Consider the following 19,364-nt stretch of genomic DNA (forward strand, 5'->3'; position numbering starts at 1 on the left):
CAGGACAAGGAACAGCCGCGTGAAGATCCTGATGGTGTCGTGGGAATACCCACCGGTGGTGATCGGCGGGTTGGGCCGGCACGTCCACCACCTGTCCACCGCTCTGGCCGCTGCCGGTCATGACGTCGTGGTGCTGGCCAGGCGTCCCTCGGGCACCGACCCGAGCACCCACCCGTTGTCGGACGAGATCAGCGAGGGCGTGCGGGTCATCGCCGCGGCCCAGGATCCGCACGAATTCTCCTTCGGCGAAGACATGATGGCTTGGACCCTGGCGATGGGGCATTCCATGGTGCGCGCCGGGCTGTCCTTGAAGACCGACGGGGGCCAGACCGTGTGGCGCCCCGACCTGGTGCACGCCCACGACTGGCTGGTGGCGCACCCGGCGATCGCGCTGGCCGAATTCTATGATGTCCCTTTGGTTTCCACTATCCATGCCACTGAGGCCGGGCGGCACTCCGGCTGGGTGTCAGGCCGGCTGAGCCGTCAGGTGCACGCGGTGGAATCGTGGCTGGTGCGCGAATCGGACTCCCTGATCACCTGTTCGGCCTCCATGCGCGACGAGATCACCGACCTGTTCGGCCCCGGGCTGGCCGAAACGACCGTGATCCGCAACGGAATCGACGCCGCGCGGTGGCCATTCGCCCGCCGCCGGCCCCGCACCGGTCCGCCGGAACTGCTGTTCGTCGGGCGCCTCGAATACGAGAAGGGCGTGCACGACGCCATTGCGGCGCTACCGAGGATCCGGCGGGCCCACCCGGGCACGACGCTGACCATCGCCGGTGACGGCACCCAGCAGGACTGGCTGATCGAGTGCGCCCGAAAGCACCGGGTGCTCAAGGCAACCCGGTTCGTCGGCCGACTCGACCATGACGAGTTGCTGGCACTGTTGCATCGTGCCGACGCCGCCGTGCTGCCCAGCCACTACGAGCCGTTCGGGCTGGCCGCCCTGGAGGCTGCTGCCGCTGGGACCCCGCTGGTGGCATCCAATGTCGGCGGTCTCGGTGAGGCCGTGATCGACGGCGATACCGGCATGTCGTGCCCACCGCGCGACGTGCCCGCCCTGGCCTCGGCGGTCTGCGCGGTGCTCGACGACCCGGCCGCGGCTCAGCACCGCGCCGTGGCTGCCCGGGACCGGCTCAGCGCCGACTTCGACTGGCATACCGTCGCCGACGAGACCGCTCAGGTGTATCTGGCCGCCAAGCGCCGCGAGCGCGAACCGCAACAGCGCCGACCGATCATCGAGCACGCGCTACCGGACCGGTAAGCCCTCGGGTGTGGGACCGCATCGCCGCCCTAGTCACGCGCCGTCGTTCGTGGCTGGTGGCAGTTGCGGTCGTCGTCGCCGCGGCAGCGCTGATGGCGCCGGGTGGTCACACCTCCGATGCCACCGCATCGCCCGCGCTGCTGCCGGAGTCCGCGGAGTCCGCGGCAGCCGCCGCGGCGCAGCGCGGGTTCCCCGGTGGTGATCGAGCGACGGCGATCCTGGTCGTCACCCGCCGCGACGGCTCGGCTTTGACGGCGGCCGATCTGGCCGCGGTCGCGCAGGCACACGAGCGGATGCAGCAGGTGCCGCAGGCGCTACCCGGCCCGCCGGCTCCGGCAGCGGTCTCCGCCGATGCCCGGGCGGCGATCGCCACCGCGCAGGTGAGCACCGCACTGTCCGGATTCGAGCTGCGTGACGCCGTGCAGGCCCTGCGGTCGGCGGTCACCAATGGCTTGCCCGGCCCGCTCACCGCGCACGTCACCGGTGGGCCGGCGTTCGGCGCCGATATCGCCGATGCCTTCTCCGGGGCCAACATCACCTTGCTGGTGGTGACGGCGCTGGTGGTCGCCCTGCTGTTGATCGTCACCTACCGCTCACCGGTGTTGTGGCTGCTGCCGCTGCTGGTTATCGCGTTCGCCGACCGGGCGGCCACCGTGCTGGGCGGGCTGATCGCCGGCGCGACCGGGGTCACCGTCGACGGCTCGACGGCGGGGATCACCAGCGTGCTGGTGTTCGGCGCCGGCACCAATTACGCACTGCTGCTGATCTCCCGTTACCGAGAGGAGCTGCGCCGTTGCGCAGAGCATCGCATCGCTCTGCGCGCCGCGGTGCGCGCCGCCGGCCCGGCGATTGTGGCCAGCAATGCCACCGTGGTGCTGGCTTTGCTGACTCTGATCGCCGCGAGCATTCCGAGCACCCGCAGCCTGGGGGTCTGTGCAGCCAGCGGGCTGGTGGTGGCGGCGGTGTTCGTGCTGCTGGTTCTGCCCCCGCTGTTGGCGGCGTGCGGGCGAAACGTCTTCTGGCCCTACATTCCCCATATCGGCGACGATTCCACGGGCACCCGCTGGCGCCGGGTCGCCGATGCGGTGGGCCGCCGGCCGGTGCCGATCTGTGCGATCGCGGTGGTGGTGCTGGCGCTGTCGGCAGCCGGGCTGCTCGGCACCCGGGTCGGCCTTTCGCAAACCGAGCAGTTCCGGGTTCGGGCCGACTCGGTGACAGGCTTTCAGACCCTGGCCGAGCACTTCCCCGGCGGGGCGTCCGACCCTACCATCGTCATCGGCTCCAGCGCCCGGACAGCGCAGCTGCGCGACGCCATCACGCGGGTCCCCGGGGTGACGTCGGCGACTCCCACCGGCCTGTCGCCGGCCGGCTTGACCCGGTGGTCGGTCGTGATCGGCGCCGCCCCGTCGACCACCGAGGCGTTCGGTACCGTTGCCGCACTGCGGGATTCGGTTCACGCCGCCGACCCCGATGCGCTGGTGGGCGGCGCCGACGCTCAGGCGCTGGACATCAGCGATGCCGCCGACCGCGACCGCCGGGTGCTCATCCCAGCGATCCTGGCGGTGGTGCTGGTCGTGCTCTGCGTGCTGTTGCGCGCTGCGCTGGCCCCGCCGGTGCTGGTCGCCGCAACGGTGCTCAGCGCGCTGGCCGCACTCGGCCTGGGCGGCTGGGCCAGCATCCACCTGTTCGGATTCCCGGCACTGGACAACAGCACACCGCTGTTCGCGTTCCTGTTCCTGGTCGCGCTCGGGGTGGACTACACCATCTTCCTGGTGACCCGTGCTCGCGAGGAGAGCGCCGAGCGCGGCACCCGCGACGGCATGGTGGCCGCGGTCGCCGCCACCGGCGGCGTGATCACCAGCGCTGGAATCGTTCTGGCGGCGGTGTTCTGCGTGCTCGGTGTGCTGCCGCTGATCGTGCTGACCCAGTTGGGCATCATCGTCGGGCTCGGGATCCTGCTGGACACGTTCGTGGTGCGCACCCTGGTCATCCCGGCGTTGTTCACCCTGATCGGCGACCGGATCTGGTGGCCGTCCAACACCGCGGACACCCGCTCGTCCGACGACCTAGTCGCAGGCCGCTAACGGCTTGTCGCAGCGGCGATTCCGATATCGATCCATTCGCCGAGCCGACGCCGGGTACGCACGTGCTCGGCGCCGACGTGCACCCAGCCGCGCATGGTCCGCCCTCCCATCGCCATGGGCTGCGCGGCGGTGGTCCGCACAAGCTGGTCGGCGCGGTCGGCACCGGCCCGGACCAGCAGGCCGCCCTCGGCGCTGGCGGCGACCGCGATTCTGCCGTAGACGAGGAACGCCAGCCCACCGAACATCGCCTTTTCCAGCACCGGTGGGCCATCGGCGAACTGCTCCCGCACGCGGGCCGCCAACTGCGCGTCGTAAGCCACTATGACCCCGACGGTGCGTACCAGCGCCGGATCGCCTCCGCGAACTGCCCGGGGGCATCCGAGGGCACGAAGTGGCCGGCCCCCTTGATAACCACGGTCTGGTGATCCGTCAGCGTCTGCTCCCACCGCCGTAACTCGTTGTCTCCGAAGGCGAAGTCGGCGTCGCCCCAGACGATCAGCGCCGGCAGCGCCGCGATGGCGGGCAACCCGGATTCGACGCCGGCGAGAAAAGCGCGGCTGGCGGTGATCTCGCGGGGAAACACCGCCGACCCCTCCCGTCGTGCCCAACTGCCGAGGGCCTTCTGGTAGTGGGCCATCTCCTCGCCGGTGGGCTTGGTGAGGCGGTGGCCGACAGGGATCATGACGTTGACGAAGAGGTTGAACTGCCGGATCAGCAGGCGTCCGATCGGGCCGCCCATCACCTGGGACATGATCTGCACCAGCGGAGCTCCGACCGGCCAGGCCCAGGTGTTGGTCAGCACCAGCCGGTCAAAGACCTCGGGGCGCTGCTGCACGACGGCCAACCCGATCGGCCCGCCCCAGTCGTGGGCCACCAAGGTGACGCCGCTCAGCGCGAGCGCTTCGACGAACGCGCCGATCACCCGGGAGTGTTCGGCCGGCAGGTACCGATATCCCGGTGCCGCTGAGGACAGCCCGAATCCGGGGTAGTCCACTGCGATGCAACGGAAGTCCCGCCGTAGCGCTGCGATGACCTCGCGATAGTCGAATGACCAGGTCGGGTTGCCGTGCAAGAACAGCAGCACCGGCCCCGTTCCCTCATCGACGTAGTGCAGGCGGTGCCCATCGATGTCGATGAATCGGCTCTCGAACGGGAACAACTCGTCGTCGACCCAGGCGGGCCTCTCCGCGACCCTCATAGCCACCCTCCTCGTCGAACTTGATATAATCAAGCGCACTTTAGAATAGCAAGTAGGTGGCGATGAGTCGAGACTACGGTCAGTACTGCGGACTTGCCCGGGCCCTGGATGTGGTGGGTGACCGGTGGAACCTGTTGATCGTGCGCCAGCTGCTGCTGGGGCCCGCCCGCTACCGCGAGTTGCGCGACGGGCTGTCCGGCATCGCGACGAACCTACTGACCGAGCGCCTGCGTGATCTGCAGACCGCCGGTGTGGTCGAGCGGCGGTTGTCCGACGACGGCCGCGCGGTCAGCTACGCGCTCACCGACTGGGGCGCGCAGCTGCGTGAGCCCATCTACGCCCTGGTCCGCTGGTCGACGCCGTTGATGGTCCGCGGGCCGCAGGGCGACGAGTTCCGTCCCGAGTGGCTGGCACTGGCGCTGCCCGCCTTGTTCGCCGGTCGCACGCCTGCGGATCGGTCGACCGTGGGAATCGCCGTGGAGGGCGGAATGGTTCAACTGCGAACCACCGAATCCGGCATCGAGGTCGGTATGCCCGACGGGCGCGAGCTTGACGCCGTGCTGCACACCGAGGCGCCCGTGGTTCTCGGGCTCGCGGCCGGTGTGTTGTCCCTTGATGACATTGCCGCGCTCGTGCACATCGACGGCGACGCATCCGCCCTGCGCAGCTTCTTCGGCGCACCCGCAACGGATCCGTCGGGGTCTACACCGATCCCAGATACCGCACCCGGTCGGCGATAACCCGTTGCGACACATCGGCATCGGGGACCAGCAGATCGAACGCATGCGGGCAGCCCGGGTAGACGTGCAACTCGACGGGCACCCCGGCGGCGAGCAACCGGTGCGCAAAGGAGACGTCTTCTGCGGCGAAGATGTCCAGCCCGCCGACGTCGAGGTAGGCCGGCGGCAGACCGGTCAGGTCATCTGCGCGGGCCGGCGCGGCATAGCCGTCGGCGGTGGCGCCGCCCAGCAGCGCGCCCCAGCCGGTGGCATTGTCGTCGTAGCTCCAAGTCAGCAGCCTGCCCGCCGCGTCACCGTCGCGCGTCCGGTCGTCGAGCATCGGGTAGATCAACAGCTGGGTGGCGATCGCCGGCCCACCCCGGTCCCGGGCCAACAGGCACACCCCGGCGGCCAGTCCCCCGCCGGCGCTGTCGCCCATCACCGCCAGCCGGGAAGCATCCACGCCCAACTCAGCGGCGTGGCCGGCCAGCCAGCACAGCGCCGCATAGCAGTCCCGAAGCGGAATGGGGTGCGGGAATTCCGGGGCGACACGGTAATCGACGACCAGCATCGGCACCCCGGATGCGGCGACGTAGCCGCGGACCGCCGCATCGTAGAGTCCACCGAGGCGATCCCAGCCCAGGATCATCCCACCGCCGTGCAGGTACAGCGCCGCACTGCCGGGCTGAGCAGCGCCCGCGCGCCGATACCAGCGCAAGCCGAGCGTGCCGCCCTCGTAACGTAGCGAGAACTCGTGGGCCTCAACGCCGGTGACCGGCGGCCGCGCCGCCAGCACCTGGTTGAACATGTGACCGGCATTGCGGCGACGGGTCACGACGTCACCGACCGCCGGCGGCGGCGCCTCGGCGGCGCCATCTCGCATCGCCAGCAAGGCCGCGAGCACCTGGGCGTCAGGCGGACCGGCCATCGGCGCTCCCTAGCAATCGGTTGACGGTATCGTCCGCTACGGTAACGCCGGAGGAGGTGACCGGTCAGTTCTATGCCGCTACTGAGCGCCCTGCGCCTGAACATGACGAATGTCCCCGGCGCCGGGCATTCCGGGCGCTACCGGGCCGCGCTGGAGATGGCGTCCTACGCCGATGCCCGCGGGGTGACCGCGATCGGTTGCGAAGAACATCATCTCGCCGCCACCGGATGGTTGCCGGCCCCATTGCTGATGGCCGCAGCCGTCGCCGGATGCACGACAACCGCCCGCATCAGCGTGGGTGCGCTGCTGGTGCCGCTCTACGACCCGGTGCGTCTGGCCGAAGACATCGCCGTCCTCGATCAGCTGTCCGCCGGGCGAGTCAGCTTCGTGGCCGGGATCGGTTACCGCCCAGAGGAATACCATGCCCTCGGCAAGGACTTCCGCCGGCGTGGGCGGCTGATGGACGAATCCCTGGCCGTGCTGCTGCAGGCCTGGGGCGACGAACCGTTCGAGTTCAACGGCCAGAAGGTGAATGTCACGCCCAAGCCGTACACCACACCGCATCCGCTGTTGCTCATCGGCGGTATGAGCGTCGCGGCGGCGCGGCGGGCGGCTCGATTCGGGTTGCCGTTCTCGCCGCCGATGCCGATGCCCGACATCGAAGCGGTCTATCTGGCCGAGCTGGCCGCCCACGGCAAGCACGGGTTCGTGTTCAGTCCCGAAAACGGCAACACCGTCACGCATCTCAGCGACGATCCGGACAAGGCCTGGGCCTGCTGCGGTGACTACTTCCTGCACGAGGCCCGCGAATACAGCTCATGGGCCGTGCCGGAAGTGGCGCGCCCCAACGAAACTGCGGTGGGCAGCGTGGCTGAGCTGCGCCGGGCCGGCACGGTGGAGGTGCTGACCCCCGAAGAGCTCATCGCGCAGTGCCGCGCCGGACGCACCAGCGTGACGCTGCATCCGCTGATCGGCGGCCTGCCGCTCGACGACGGGTGGGAGAGCCTGCGGCTGCTGGTCGAGCGGGTGTTGCCGGAGCTGGGATCCTGACGTCTCACGCCTGGACCGCGGCCGCGGCGACCATTCGGTCGGCGCCCCAGCTGCGCTGCAGGTATCCGAGCACCCGGTCCAGCTCGGCCTGGGGCACCGCTGCCCGCTCGCCCGGTTCCAGCGGATCGAAGTGGAAGATGTAGAGCCGCGACGCGAACTGCTCGAACGGCAGCGACGCCTCGCCGAAGCGTTCAGCATGTCCGGCGGTGCTCACCACCACCTCGTCGCCCCAGTCCTGCCCGCTGTCGTTGTTGGGGTTGTAGAAGTAGACCCGCATGGTGCCCTCGGGGTCCAAGCTCACCCGCAGCACGGTGATCGCATGCCAGCCGACGAAGCGGGCGGCGCTGTCGGTCACCGCGATGCCGGCCGGCTGCGGGTGGATGAGCGGTTGATTGCCGTTGTAGAACGGGTGGTAGGCGGCGTAGAAGTGTCGCAGGAACCCTTCCAGGTCGACCAGATTGCCGGTCTCGACATCGACATTGATGCGGAAGCCGCGCCCGGACCACCACCCGTGGAACTCCGGATTGACCCATCGGTGCGGGTCGCCGTCGCGGCCGACACACCGCCGGAACATCTCGGCATAGATGCGGTCCAGATGCGGCACCACCAGCAATGACACCGGGTCCAGGTCGAGGGGATGGTGGGCGGCCACCCCGGCTTCGGTGTCCTTCGACGAGATCGGCTGCCCCTCGAAGTGCATGACGATCTCGTCGTCACGCGCGGCCCAGGCGATCGTCTGCAGCAGATAGTCGGGGTCGTTGTAGGACCACATCGACAATGCACGCGCCGCCTGGCAGGTCGGGTTGTCGCCCTGCCCGACCCCGAGCGGCAGCCCGAGCATCGACAACGTCCCGGCCAGCAGCCAGGTATGGGGGTCTTGCGCCGCCCCGAACACCTGGGTGATCCGCTCGCGGGACTGCTTGGACAGCGGCAACGCCAATTGACGCCACAGCGACGGCGCGACCGGCGGCTGGTAGAGGATGCCGCGCTCGAGCAGCAGCGCCAGCCCGTAGATGCATTGGGCCGTCTCGACGTGCACCGCGGCCGCGATCAGGCTGTGCACCAGATCGTGAAAGCACAGCAGGCTGTCGCGCCCGGTGCTAGACAGGCCCAGCGCCTCGCCGATCAGGTAGTCGCTTTTCTCGAGCAGGAACCGCAGCAGCACCGCGTGATAGGGCGACACCAGCCCGGTGTCGTGCATCGACCGCGCGAAGCCGGCCGCCTCGTACTGCAGGGTCGGTTCGTCCATCGAGTCCAGCCGGCTGCGATACACCTGCACCCCGGGATCTTCCCGACAGCCATCGGTGGTGCCGTACAGGCTGGTGATCAACCGATCCGTCCCCAGCGCACCGCTGCCGAGATCAATGCTCGGATCACTGCGCACAATCGCGATCTGGGTGATCATCGCCTTGATCTGGTCGACCTGGATGGGCCGCTGCCGCAGAATCCGCCAGATCTCATCGACCAGCCGGTCGAGAACGCCGTCGTACCCGATCTCCTCGACCAGGTACCCGAACAGGTCCCGGGTCAGCCGGGCCATCCGGCCCTGCAGTTCGCGCTCCGCCTCGGTCGGCGGGGTCAACAGCAGGGACAGGTTGAGCGCCAGCACCTGCGCGAGATGATGACGCGCCTGCTCGGCGGTGATCAGCGGATGGGGGTACTCGCCGTTGGCCACGGCGAGCAGACGCAGCTCGTTGACCGCCTCCAGCACCACGGTGTCCGGATTCGGGCTGCGCAATGAACCGGTGGTCAGCACCGGCAACAGCGTGCGCGGCGACGCCCAGTCGGTTCCCCAGAACAGCCCGGCCTCCTCCAGCGCTGCGCTGCGGGCGCGTACCGCCGCGCAACCACCCGGTTGCATCAGCACCAGTCGCAGCCCGTCGAGAACACGGCGCAGCCGGTCCGGTTTACCCAGCGCACCGGCCAGCGCCAGCGCGCTGGTGGCATCATCGAGCCTGGTCAGGCGAGATTCCAGGGTCGCTAGGTCACCGTTTGCCTGACTCCGCGGTGGATTCCCAGTCACCTCAACGGGTTCCTCACGTGCGTGCCGCCGCCACCTCAGACGTAGAAGTCAAGGTCTTCTTGTCGCTTGAGCAACCGCCGCATCTCATACGGATCCTCACCGGAGAAGTAGACCAGACCCCAGTGGGTGCCGAATGCGGTGCGCTTGGTGACAGTCTCTTCCAGCGGTGCGGTGAGTTCGTGCGATTCGAAGTATTGGTGATCCTCGGTCTCCTCGGGGATGGCCAGCGTGCTGACCACCCGCCGGCGCGGATACACCCCGAAACAGCCCGCGTGCCCGCTGGCGTCGACGACCTCGCGCGGGAAGAACTGCTCGAGTTCGTCCTCGGTGGTTTTCGGGTCGAACGCCAGCACCAGGCCCTGATAGCCGTTGAAGCCGTAGACGCGCTCCAGCAGTTCGAAGACCTTGAAGCCCGGCGGCCGGTAGGCGACCTCACCGAAGTACATCTCCCCGTCGCTGGTCACGAAATATTCCGGGTGGACAAAGCCGAAATCGATGTCGAACGTCTTGATCAGCTTCTCGATCTGCGCGGTGATCTGCGGCCGGTAACGTTCCAATTCCGGTGACGCCGGTACGAACACCGAATAGCCGAGGGTGACGTACTCGGAAATATTGAGAAACCGAATCTTCCCGTTGTGCACCCAGGCTTCGACGGCGAATTCCCAGCCGTCGAGATGTGATTCCATCAGCGCCGGGAATTCTTCGTCGGGAATCGAGTCAATGTCATCGGGAGCACGAATCACCCGGTGCCCCAGGCAGCCGGCCTTGTCGAAGGCCTTGAAGTGGATCGGGTCGTTGGGGTCGCCGTCGAGTTTCAACAACGTCTGGTTGACCCGCTTGAGGAACCGGATGACGTCGTCGCGGTCGTGCGCCTCCTCGAAGATGCCCACCCGGATCCCGCCCAGCTGGGCGCGGCGCTTCATCAGCGACTTGTCTCGCAGCAGCATGGCTTGGCCGAGCAGTCGCGGGTTGTCCAGCAGGACGGAGTTGATGGCCCCGGCCCATTCCACGGTCTCCTCGAAGAGCGGGATCGCCACGTCGACGCCGCGCTCCTTGAGGGTTTCGGCGATCTCCATCGACCGCTCATTGAGACGCTCGAAATTCCAGGCGAGGTACGGGATGTCGTGCTGCTGACAATATTCTTCGGCCCAGTCCGGCGCCACCACCACATATCGGCGATCGAAACGGTCCACCGCATCGATGGCGTTGAGACTCCAGCCGAGTAACGCAATATAACCCTTGTCGGGGTTCCGGCGCTTTTCCGAGGTCCGCTCAGCAATGATTCCAGCGGAATTCTGCAAAATCCCTCCAATATTTCGGGCTTTCTGCGTGCGCTTCCGCAATCCACCGTACCCGCCGGGCACCGGCGCGCATCCGCCCGCGGGGCCGCCCCAGTTGGAGAGTTCAGGAGTCGGCGAGCCTCAGCGTGCCGCTTTCTTGCGTTCGATGTCGGCCAGCGCAGCGGCCAGCTCGGCCCGCTCGGCGGCCGAGGTCTCCCAGGCCAGCTTGCGGTTCTTGACCACCTTGGCCGGCGCGCCCACCGCGATCGAGTAGTCCGGGATGACACCCTTGACCACAGCGTGGGCGCCCAGCACGCAGCCGCGGCCGACGCTGGTCTCACGCAGGATGGTGACCTTGGCCGCGATCCAGGTGTCGGGCCCGATCCGCACCGGGCTCTTGACGATGCCCTGGTCCTTGATGGGCACGGTGATGTCGTCCATCTTGTGGTCGAAGTCGCAGACATAGCACCAGTCCGCCATCAGCACCGAATCGCCGAGCTCGATGTCGAGATAGGTGTTGATGACGTTGTCACGCCCCAGCACCACTTTGTCGCCGATGCGCAGCGAGCCCTCGTGCGCCCGAATGGTGTTCTTGTCGCCGATGTGCACCCAGCGGCCGATCTCCAGCTCGGACAGTTCCGGGGTGGCCTGAATCTCGACGCCTTTGCCCAGGAACACCATGCCGCGGGTGATGACGTGCGGGTTGGCCAGCTTGAACTTCAGCAGCCGCCAGTAACGCACCAGGTACCACGGGGTGTAGGCCCGGTTGGCCAGCACCCAGCGCAGCGAGGCCAGCGTGAGAAAGCGGGCCTGACGCGGATCCCGCAGACGCGAACCACGCCAGCGTTTGTGGATCGGAGCACCCCACATGGTCGTCATGGCCGGAAAGCCTACGCGAGCGCGTTCTTGCCACGCGCTACCCTCACCTGGACTCGTTCACTGGCCTGCCGATGATGGGGGATTGCCACTGTGTTGCGGCGACGCGGTGTCCTGGCAATCGTCGCGGTGACGGCGGTGACGCTGGCGACATTGCCGCTGGGCGGCTGCGCCAACACCGATTCGTGGGTGGACGCCGCCCCCGCACCGGGCTGGCCCGCCCAGTACGGCGATGCCGCCAACAGCAGCAACACCGCCACCGCCGGGGCCACCGACCTGCAGTTGGACTGGACCCGGTCGGTCAAGGGCGAGCTGGGAGCCGGTCCGGCGCTCGGCGTGCACGGCTGGCTGGTGCTCAACTCCCAGACCGAGGCCGGCTGTTCGCTGATGCAGTGGGAGAACGCCGACCACGGCCGGCAGCGCTGGTGCACCCGGCTGCACCAGGGGGGCGGATTCTTCGGCCCGCTCATCGACGGCTTCGACAACGTTTATGTCGGCCAGCCGGGCGCGATGCTGTCTTTTCCACCCACCCAGTGGATCCGCTGGCGGGCACCGGTGATCGGGATGCCCTCGACCCCGCGGATCCTCGGTGACGGCCTGCTGCTGGTGGTGACCCACCTGGGGCAGACCCTGGTTTTCGACGCGCACCGCGGCACCGTCGTGGGCACGCCGCTGGACCTGGTGGACGGCATCGACCCGACCGACTTCCGTCGCGGCTTGGCTGACTGCGCCGCCGCCCGCCCGGACTGCCCGGTCGCCGCCGCGCCCGCCTACTCCCCGGCCAGCAACACCGTGGTGGTGAGCCTGTGGCAGCCGGGCGCCAAGGAGTCCGGCCTCGTCGGCATCAAGTACCACCCGGGCGGCACTCCCCTGCTCACTCAGGAGTGGACCAGCGACGCCGTCGCCGCCGGAGTGCTGGCCAGCCCGGTGCTCTCGGCCGACGGCACCACCGTCTACGTCAATGGACGCGACCAACGGCTGTGGGCGATCAACGCCGCCGACGGCAAGGCGAAATGGTCGGTGCCGCTGAAGTTCCTGGCGCAGACACCGCCGGCGGTGACGCCCGGCGGGCTGATCGTCTCCGGCGGCGGCCCGGACACCGACCTGGTGGCGTTCGCCGACCGCGGCGACTACGCCGAGCAGGTGTGGCGCCGCGACGACACCACCCCGCTGTCGTCGTCGAGCCTGGCCGGAAAGGTCGGCTACACCGTCGTCGCGGGCACCAGTGTCGGGCCGGCCGGGTTGTCGCTGCTGGTGTTCGACCCCAACGACGGCCATACCGTCAACAGCTATCCGCTGCCGGAATCGCGCGGGTTTCCGCTCGGGGTCTCCGTCGGCCGTGACCGGCGGGTGGTGGTCGCCACCAGCGCCGGGCAGGTCTTCAGCTTCGCCCCGGCCTGAACCACCACTCAAACGGCCAGCGGCGGCAGCGCGGCGCGCGGCACCTTCACCGAGGTGGCACCGGCGCTCATCGGCAGCAGCTCGCCGGGCGCGAAGTAGAAGATCACGTCCTCGTTGGTGATGGCGAAGTTCTGGTAGTGCGAGGGGTCCATGCCCGAACCGGTCGAAATCAGGATCGCCGGCACCCCGGTCTGGCGCTCGAGGTCGCGCTGCACCACCGGAAAGATCGCTTCCAATGGCTTGCTGCCCGGTGCGAACAGAGTTTCGAAGGTGATCGGCTTACGCGCCGCCAGATCGTAGTTGAACGACTGGTACCAGGTCGACGGCTGCGGGCCGCCGAGGTCCTGGAAGATCTTGAGCACGACGCTGTGAGTTCCCTTGGGCGCCTGGCCTGAACGGTGCTGCTCGGAGGTGGCGTCCATTTCGTAGGGCATGTCGCGTGAGCCGGGCGACTTGGCCACGGTCAGGAAGCCGTCGCGGTTCTGCACCAGGTAGGCGGTGAGCGCCTGCTGATCGGGGTAGTCGACCGGGAACTTCATGTCGAGCGTGTAATTGGCGGTCGAGGAGTGGACATGACACAGCCCCCCGGACTCGATGGTTCCGCCGAGTTCGGCACACGGCGAAGCCGCGATCGCCGCGGGCAGACCCGGCAGCCCCAGCCACCCGCCCACTGCCCCGCCCGCCAACAGGGCGGCCACCAGAATGCGCATCGTCGGTTTCGTCTCGCTTTGTCTCGACTTGCCGCAGCAAGCAGGAATGGCCCGGAGTCGATAGCCTACCGGGCTATTCAGCGGGAAGGATGGCAGACGAACGCAATCGGCCGGGCCGCGGCCCCCGCCCCGAGCCGGGTGATCACCACCGATAGTGCCCGGTCACCGCGCAGCCGCAGGCGGCGCCGGAGCACGTCGGGATCGAGGTCGACGCCGCGGACCAGGATCTCGCACGTGCCGCAGTCGCGGGCCGCCAGCGCCTGACGCAGGCGCTTCTCGCTGTAGGCCAACGAATCGAGTACCTCGAACCCGCGTACCCCGCAGGGCAACTCATCCCCGGACAGGTAGGCGATATCGGGATCGAGCTGCCAGAGCCCGTGCCGGGCACCGTATTGGCGGACCAGACCGGCCCGCACCACCGCGCCGTCCGGATCGATGATCCACCGCCCCGCCGGGCGCACGTCGCAATCGGCGGGTTCGGCGTCGGTGATCTGCTCGTCGCGGTCCAGGATCACAGCGCGGCGGCGCACCCCGGGGTCAGCCAGGCCGGGTGACCACAGGCAGGCCTCACGTACCGAGGCCCGCCATGAACTGACTTCGATCTCGCCGTCAAAACCCAGCTGTCGCACCTTATCGAAATCGATTCCAGGAGCAGTCTTTACGACGAGTTCGCGCTGCGCATAGACATGCAGCAGGCGGTCCAGGGCGGGTTGGTAGTCGGCCGGGTCGAAGCGGCGCCGTCCCCCACTGCGGCGGCCCGGGTCGGCCAGCACCACCGTGTCGCGGGTGACCGGGGCCAGTGCGTCGGCCCGGACCAGATTTGCCCCGCCCAGATTGTGGCGTGCCATTGCCAGCCGCACCGGGTCCAGGTCGCTGCCCAGCGCCGTAGCGCTGACCTCGGACAGTGCCGCCAGTTCGGTACCGATGGAGCACGTCACATCGTGGACGACGGCATCCGGCGCGCTGGCTTTGATCCGCTGTGCCCGGCGCCGTGCCACCGGCGCGGCGCTGGCCTGTTGCAGCGCCTCGTCGGTGAACAGCCACTGCGCCGTGCCCGGCAGCTCGGCCAGCTTGGCCGACGCCCGCCGGCGCAGCAGAATGGTCTCGGCCAGTGCCGGTGTCCGCCCACCGAAGCGGCCACGCAGCGCGGCGATGTCGGCGACCCTGGTGGCGGCGGTCAACGCGAAACCGGCGACCTCGGCCAGGGCGGCGGCGCCGTCCGTCGAACTCAGGTAGCCGACATCGTCGGCACTGAAATCTAGGACGGTTTAACCCCGGTGACCATCACGTTGTAGAACCAGCCCTTGGGCACCACGCGGCGCAACACGTTGGCGTCCACCCAGCTCAGCGTCCTCCAGCTACCGAACGCGAACCGCGCCCACCCCCAGCCGAGCTTGCCCGGCGGCACCGTGGACTCGAAGGTCCGAACCGGCCAGCCCAGCATGGCGGCGGTGAACTCCTCACTGGCGGTGCGCACGTCCACGGCTCCGGCGTTGGCGGCCATCCGCTCCAGATCACGCGGCTCGAAAGTGTGCAGGTCCACGATCCACTCCAGGGCAGCGGCGCGGGAGTTCTCGTCGAGCTCTTCCTGCGGCCGGCGCCAGGAACCCATCCCGGGCAGTTTCATCGCGGCGACCGTGGTTTTCCACGTCAGGTCGGCCAGCCGGCGGGCATAGAAGTTGCCGACGGTGGTGGGCTCGCCGGCGAACACGAACCGCCCGCCCGGCTTGAGCACCCGGATCACCTCGCGCAGCGACAGCTCCACGTCCGGGATGTGGTGCAGCACGGCGTGGCCGACCACCAAATCGAAGGTGTTGTCCTCGTAGGGAATGCCCTCGGCGTCGGCGACCCGGCCGTCGACGTCCAGGCCGAGGTTCTTGCCGTTGCGGGTGGCGACTTTGACCATGCCCGGCGACAGATCGGTGACCGACCCGCGCCGCGCCACCCCGGACTGCATCAGGTTCAGCAGGAAGAACCCGGTGCCACAGCCCAGCTCCAGCGCCCGGTCATAGGGCAGATTGTCGCGGTCGGCAGCGGGCACGATCACGTCGAAGCGGCCCCGGGCGTAGTCGATACAGCGCTCGTCGTAAGAGATCGACCACTTCTCGTCGTACTGCTCGGCCTCCCAGTCGTGATAGAGCACCTGAGCCAGCTTGCTGTCGTGCCGGGCGGCCTCCACCTGCTCGGCGGTGGCGTGCGGGTTCGGCGTCGGGTCCGTACTCGTCATAGCGAGTCAGCCTAACGGCTGGGCCGACCTCGGTTCAGATCGCTCCCAGCAAGCCGTCAGCGACTGAGTCGGCGGCCCCGCCGGCGCTGCCCGCGAATGCGCCGGTGATCGTGTCCATCACCGACTGCGGGAAGGCCTCGTACGCGGCGATCACGTCGTTGAAGCCGGTCTGCCACGCCGCGGTGATGTCCGCCTGATCACCACCCTGGATGGCCTCCCACAGGTGCCACAGCGCGATCTGCGGCGCGGTGATCACATTGCGGACGTCGACCAACAATCCGGTGATCAGATCCGGATTCGCCGGCACGGCTATGCCGTCCCAACTGACCAGCGTCCAGCCGTCGGTGGGATTGCCCTCCAGGATGGCCTCGCCCGCGTTGGGGGGCGGGCCGCCGTTTTCCAGCACCGTCTGCAGGATCGGCCAGATATCGGGGTTCTTGACGTTCATCAGAATCCAGATGGCGATGTCCCCGCCGCTGGAAGACGCCACGGCGGTCGTCGCGCCGCTCGGGTCGGCGATCGTGTTGTCGTACATCGTCTGGACGGCTTGGTTGACCTGGTCCTCGAACACCACCCCGTTGTAGTTGGTGCCGGGCTCGGAGACCAGGAGGTTGCCGAGGATCCACGAGGCCATCGGCAGGAAGAAGTTGGCTTCGGTGATCAGGTCGCGGGGGTGCCCCTCGAAGAGACCGGCGGGGATCTCGTTGAGGTCCGACAACACCGTCACGTCCGGCATGCCGGGCAGGGCGGCCAGGGCCTGCATGGTCTCCTGGGTCCGGACCAGCTCCGAGGCGTAGATGCCGGCGATACCGCCCGGAAACTCCTGCTGAATGTCCTGGGCGACCTGCGCGGCCTGTTGTTCGCCCAAATCGGTGAGGTGAGCACCGGGCGGCATCGTGCCGAGAATGCCATTGAGGTCGTCGGTCGATTGCCCGTGCCGCACCAGGTCCAGCGTGATGTCGGTAGCGGTGAGCTGGATATCGGTACCGACCGCTGCGGCGGGCGGGGGCGCCGCTAGTGGCGTGACGACGGCGAATACGCCGGTGCCAAGCAGTGCGATGCCGGTGGTGGCCCACGGGCGGGTAGCAAGTCGGTGCTTGTCCATATCTCCCCCTGGCAGACTTCGGGCGCGGTTGACGCCACGCTGCATACCCACTGGCGAACGGGATAACACCCAATTTTCAGGAAGGCCCGGGTCCTTGTTCAGTAACACCGACACGCCGGTTCAGCCTGCCAGCGCCGCCAGCGCGTCGCCGGCACTGCTGCCGGCGGCATCGCCCATGGCCCCGGTGATGGTGTCGATCACCGCCTGCGGGAAGGCTTCGACCGCGGCGACGACTTGGTTGAAGCCGGTCTGCAGCGCGGTGGCGATGTCGGCGGAGTTGCCGCCCAGGATCGCCTCCCAGATGTTCCACAGTGCGATCTGTGGCGCAGTGACCAGGTCGCGGTAGTCAACGAACAGTCCGGTGAGCAGGTCCGGGGTCTGTACGACCGGTGTCCCGTCCCAGCTGAGCATCGTCCAGCCGTCGGTGGGATTGCCCTGCAGGATGGCCTGGCCCGCGTTGGGGGGCGGACCCAGCGTTTGGAGCAGCTGCTGGGCCAGCAGGAAAATCGGCGGGTTTTTGACGTTCATCAGCGCCCAGATCGCGATCGGCCCGCCGCTGGAATACGCCACATCTGTCAGTGGGCCATTGCCCGCGAGGGTGTTGTCGTAGATCGTGCCGATGGCGTCGTCGACCTGCTCATCGAACTGCACGCCGTTGATGGACCCGATCTCGGGTACGAACAGCAAGCCGAGGACCCAGGCGGCCATCGGCCCGAAATAGCCGATCTCGGTGACCAGGTCGCGGGGTTGGCCTTCGAGGAACCCGGCGGGGATCTCGTTGAGGCCCGGCAGGATCTGGACGTCTAGGCCCAGTGCCTGGGCCAACGGGTCGGCGGTCTCCTGGGTCCGGACCAGTTGCGAGGCGTAGATCCCGGCGATGCCGTCGGGGAATTCCTGCTGGATGGCTTTGGCGACGTCGACGGCCTGCTGGTCGCCGAGCTCGGTGAGATGGGCACCGGGGGGCAGCGTGCCGAGAATGCCGTTGGCGTCGTCGGTCGACTCCCCGTGTCGCACCAGATCCAGCGTGATGTCGGTAGCGGTGAGCCGGATGTCGTCTAGCTGCGCGGCGGCGGCCGGGGGTGCCGTTACCGGGGTGATGACTCCGGCGGCGACCAGCGGTATTCCAGCGGCGATCCCCGAACAGCTGAGAAGTCGCTGCATGTCCGTCCTCCCCTGGCAGGACATTTTGTGACGGACATCACATTTCCTATTCGACGTCGAGCCCGGCAATACCGGGTTTTCAGCCAATCGCGCGGGTGCGTTCAGCCGCTCATGCGCCGCGACTCTGGCTCAAGGACCGGCTGCGGTTCAGCCCGCCAGCGATGCCAGCGCGTCGCCGACCGCGTCGCCGGCACTGCCGCCGGCCACATCGCCCAGGGACCCGGTGATGGTGTCGATCACCGCCTGCGGGAACGCGGTGACCGCGGCGAGCACCTCGTTGAAGCCGGTCTGCAGCGCGGCGGTGATGTCGGCGGGGTCGCCACCCTGCAGGGCCTCCATGATGTGCCAGCTGGCCATCTGCGGGGCGATCATCAGGTCGCGGAAGTCGACGAACAGCCCGGTGAGCAGGCCCGGGTTCTCGGCCACCTCCTGCCCGTTCCAGCTGACCAGCGTCCAGCCGTCGGTCGGGTTACCCTCGATCACCACCTGGCCGGTGTTGGGCAGCAACCCCGCCATCAACGACTTGAAGTAGAGCTCGAAGTCGGGGTTCTTGACGTTCATCATCACCCACGTGGAGATCGCCGCGCCGTGCGAGAACGCCACGCCGTTGAGGTTGCCATCGGCATCGACGGGCCCGGCGTTGTTGTAGATCTGGTCGATGGCGTCGGAAAACCGGTCCTGGAACGCCATCCCGTTCGGGTCGATGGTCGAACCCAGCTGCGGCACCCAGTACTGGCCGAACATCCAGGCCATCGGCGCCACCAGGTACAGCAGCGCGGTCGCCTGGCTGGACTGGGAGGTGCCTTCGAGGATGCCGGCGTTGAGCTCATTGAGTCCGGCCAGGTGCGTCACCGGGGTGTCCGGCGCACCCGCCGCGGCCAGCCAGTCGGCTGCGGTCTGCTGAGTCCGGAGGAAGTCTGACGTGTAGATCCCGTCGTAAAAGCTCGGGTCGGCGAGGTGCTGCGGGTTGTCGGGGTCGGCGAGATACATCGCCTGGGTAGCGCCCTCCGCGGTGAGCGGCGCGCCCGGAGGCAGCGTCCCGATGACACCCTCGACGTTGTCGGCCGACTGGCCGTGGCGTACCAGGTCGAGCACCATGTCGGTGGCGGTCAGCTGGATGCCGGGCAGGGTGACAGCGGCCAGCGGCCCGGCCATCGGAGCCGCCGGGCTGGCGGCGAGGAGTCCGGCGCCGACGAGGGCGACTCCGGCGGCGATCCAGGGGCGGGTGTGGTGCATGGCCTTCTCCTTCAGCGAGCACACGTTCAGTTACGATACGTTGCGTAGCGCAAATGTTCAGCTCAGATTAAGCTGATGTTTTTCCTATGTCAATAGTTTGGG

General features: G+C 68.3%; 17 protein-coding genes. 5 read left to right on the forward strand and 12 right to left on the reverse strand.

The window, feature by feature from the left end; genetic code table 11:
• The first annotated feature begins 19 nt into the window (after window positions 1-19).
• Together A5694_RS19175 and A5694_RS19180 are read left to right on the forward strand one after the other, a co-directional pair.
• Entirely contained in the window at window positions 20-1,264 is a 1,245-nt protein-coding gene (locus tag A5694_RS19175) for a glycosyltransferase family 4 protein (protein ID WP_064923887.1), read from the forward strand.
• Between the two features lie 8 nt (window positions 1,265-1,272).
• Window positions 1,273-3,348, forward strand: coding sequence for an MMPL family transporter (locus A5694_RS19180; RefSeq protein ID WP_065019459.1), 2,076 nt, complete (start codon window positions 1,273-1,275; stop codon window positions 3,346-3,348).
• Here A5694_RS19180 and A5694_RS19185 read toward each other — a convergent pair.
• Together A5694_RS19185 and A5694_RS19190 are read right to left on the reverse strand one after the other, a co-directional pair.
• Complete coding sequence (locus A5694_RS19185) at window positions 3,345-3,668, reverse strand: TfoX/Sxy family protein (protein WP_064923888.1); 324 nt, start codon at window positions 3,666-3,668, stop codon at window positions 3,345-3,347. The two genes, A5694_RS19180 and A5694_RS19185, sit on opposite strands and share 4 nt — an antisense overlap.
• Window positions 3,668-4,546, reverse strand: coding sequence for an alpha/beta fold hydrolase (locus A5694_RS19190; protein WP_064923889.1), 879 nt, complete (start codon window positions 4,544-4,546; stop codon window positions 3,668-3,670). Before A5694_RS19190 ends, A5694_RS19185 begins: the two co-directional genes overlap by 1 nt.
• Window positions 4,547-4,608: 62 nt before the next feature.
• Between A5694_RS19190 and A5694_RS19195 the strand changes: the two genes are divergently transcribed.
• Window positions 4,609-5,286, forward strand: a complete 678-nt coding sequence (locus A5694_RS19195) for a winged helix-turn-helix transcriptional regulator (protein ID WP_064923890.1) — start codon at window positions 4,609-4,611, stop codon at window positions 5,284-5,286.
• Here A5694_RS19195 and A5694_RS19200 read toward each other — a convergent pair.
• Window positions 5,249-6,193 (reverse strand): alpha/beta hydrolase, encoded by a 945-nt coding sequence (locus tag A5694_RS19200; RefSeq protein ID WP_064923891.1) that lies wholly within the window; start codon window positions 6,191-6,193, stop codon window positions 5,249-5,251. The two genes, A5694_RS19195 and A5694_RS19200, sit on opposite strands and share 38 nt — an antisense overlap.
• Before the next feature lie 72 nt (window positions 6,194-6,265).
• Here A5694_RS19200 and A5694_RS19205 point away from each other — a divergent pair, with 72 nt between their 5' ends.
• Entirely contained in the window at window positions 6,266-7,243 is a 978-nt protein-coding gene (locus A5694_RS19205) for an LLM class flavin-dependent oxidoreductase (protein ID WP_064923892.1), read from the forward strand.
• Window positions 7,244-7,247: 4 nt separating this feature from the next.
• Here the strand turns inward: A5694_RS19205 and A5694_RS19210 are convergent, their stop codons facing one another.
• The 3 genes from A5694_RS19210 to A5694_RS19220 all read right to left on the reverse strand — a co-directional run bounded on the left by A5694_RS19210 (window position 7,248) and on the right by A5694_RS19220 (window position 11,425).
• A complete protein-coding gene (locus tag A5694_RS19210) occupies window positions 7,248-9,104 on the reverse strand; it encodes a hypothetical protein (RefSeq protein WP_234786564.1) in 1,857 nt (618 codons plus the stop codon).
• 197 nt (window positions 9,105-9,301) lie between these two features.
• Window positions 9,302-10,342, reverse strand: a complete 1,041-nt coding sequence (locus A5694_RS19215) for an ATP-grasp domain-containing protein (protein ID WP_234786563.1) — start codon at window positions 10,340-10,342, stop codon at window positions 9,302-9,304.
• A gap of 345 nt (window positions 10,343-10,687) precedes the next feature.
• On the reverse strand, window positions 10,688-11,425 hold the full coding sequence (locus A5694_RS19220) for an acyltransferase (RefSeq protein ID WP_064923894.1): 738 nt from the start codon (window positions 11,423-11,425) through the stop codon (window positions 10,688-10,690).
• A gap of 126 nt (window positions 11,426-11,551) precedes the next feature.
• Here A5694_RS19220 and A5694_RS19225 point away from each other — a divergent pair, with 126 nt between their 5' ends.
• Window positions 11,552-12,823 carry a PQQ-binding-like beta-propeller repeat protein gene (locus A5694_RS19225; protein ID WP_064923931.1) on the forward strand — a complete coding sequence of 424 codons (1,272 nt, stop codon included), beginning with the start codon at window positions 11,552-11,554 and terminating at the stop codon, window positions 12,821-12,823.
• 8 nt (window positions 12,824-12,831) lie between these two features.
• Here A5694_RS19225 and A5694_RS19230 read toward each other — a convergent pair whose 3' ends face one another.
• The 6 genes from A5694_RS19230 to A5694_RS19255 all read right to left on the reverse strand — a co-directional run bounded on the left by A5694_RS19230 (window position 12,832) and on the right by A5694_RS19255 (window position 19,286).
• Window positions 12,832-13,533, reverse strand: a complete 702-nt coding sequence (locus tag A5694_RS19230) for an esterase (RefSeq protein WP_064923895.1) — start codon at window positions 13,531-13,533, stop codon at window positions 12,832-12,834.
• A gap of 77 nt (window positions 13,534-13,610) precedes the next feature.
• The gene (locus A5694_RS19235; protein WP_064923896.1) at window positions 13,611-14,765 is read right to left on the reverse strand and encodes a THUMP-like domain-containing protein; all 1,155 of its coding nucleotides are present in this window, start codon (window positions 14,763-14,765) and stop codon (window positions 13,611-13,613) included.
• A gap of 26 nt (window positions 14,766-14,791) precedes the next feature.
• The gene (locus tag A5694_RS19240; protein WP_064923897.1) at window positions 14,792-15,760 is read right to left on the reverse strand and encodes a class I SAM-dependent methyltransferase; all 969 of its coding nucleotides are present in this window, start codon (window positions 15,758-15,760) and stop codon (window positions 14,792-14,794) included.
• Between the two features lie 34 nt (window positions 15,761-15,794).
• Entirely contained in the window at window positions 15,795-16,865 is a 1,071-nt protein-coding gene (locus A5694_RS19245; RefSeq protein WP_064923898.1) for a histidine phosphatase family protein, read from the reverse strand.
• A 120-nt stretch (window positions 16,866-16,985) separates the two neighbouring features.
• Window positions 16,986-18,026: a histidine phosphatase family protein gene (locus A5694_RS19250; protein ID WP_064923899.1), complete on the reverse strand. Its 1,041-nt coding sequence runs from the start codon at window positions 18,024-18,026 to the stop codon at window positions 16,986-16,988.
• Between the two features lie 147 nt (window positions 18,027-18,173).
• The gene (locus tag A5694_RS19255; RefSeq protein ID WP_328589412.1) at window positions 18,174-19,286 is read right to left on the reverse strand and encodes a histidine phosphatase family protein; all 1,113 of its coding nucleotides are present in this window, start codon (window positions 19,284-19,286) and stop codon (window positions 18,174-18,176) included.
• Window positions 19,287-19,364 lie beyond the last annotated feature (78 nt).

The sequence above is a fragment of the Mycolicibacter sinensis genome (assembly GCF_001667945.1).
GTDB classification, from domain to species: domain Bacteria; phylum Actinomycetota; class Actinomycetes; order Mycobacteriales; family Mycobacteriaceae; genus Mycobacterium; species Mycobacterium sinense_B.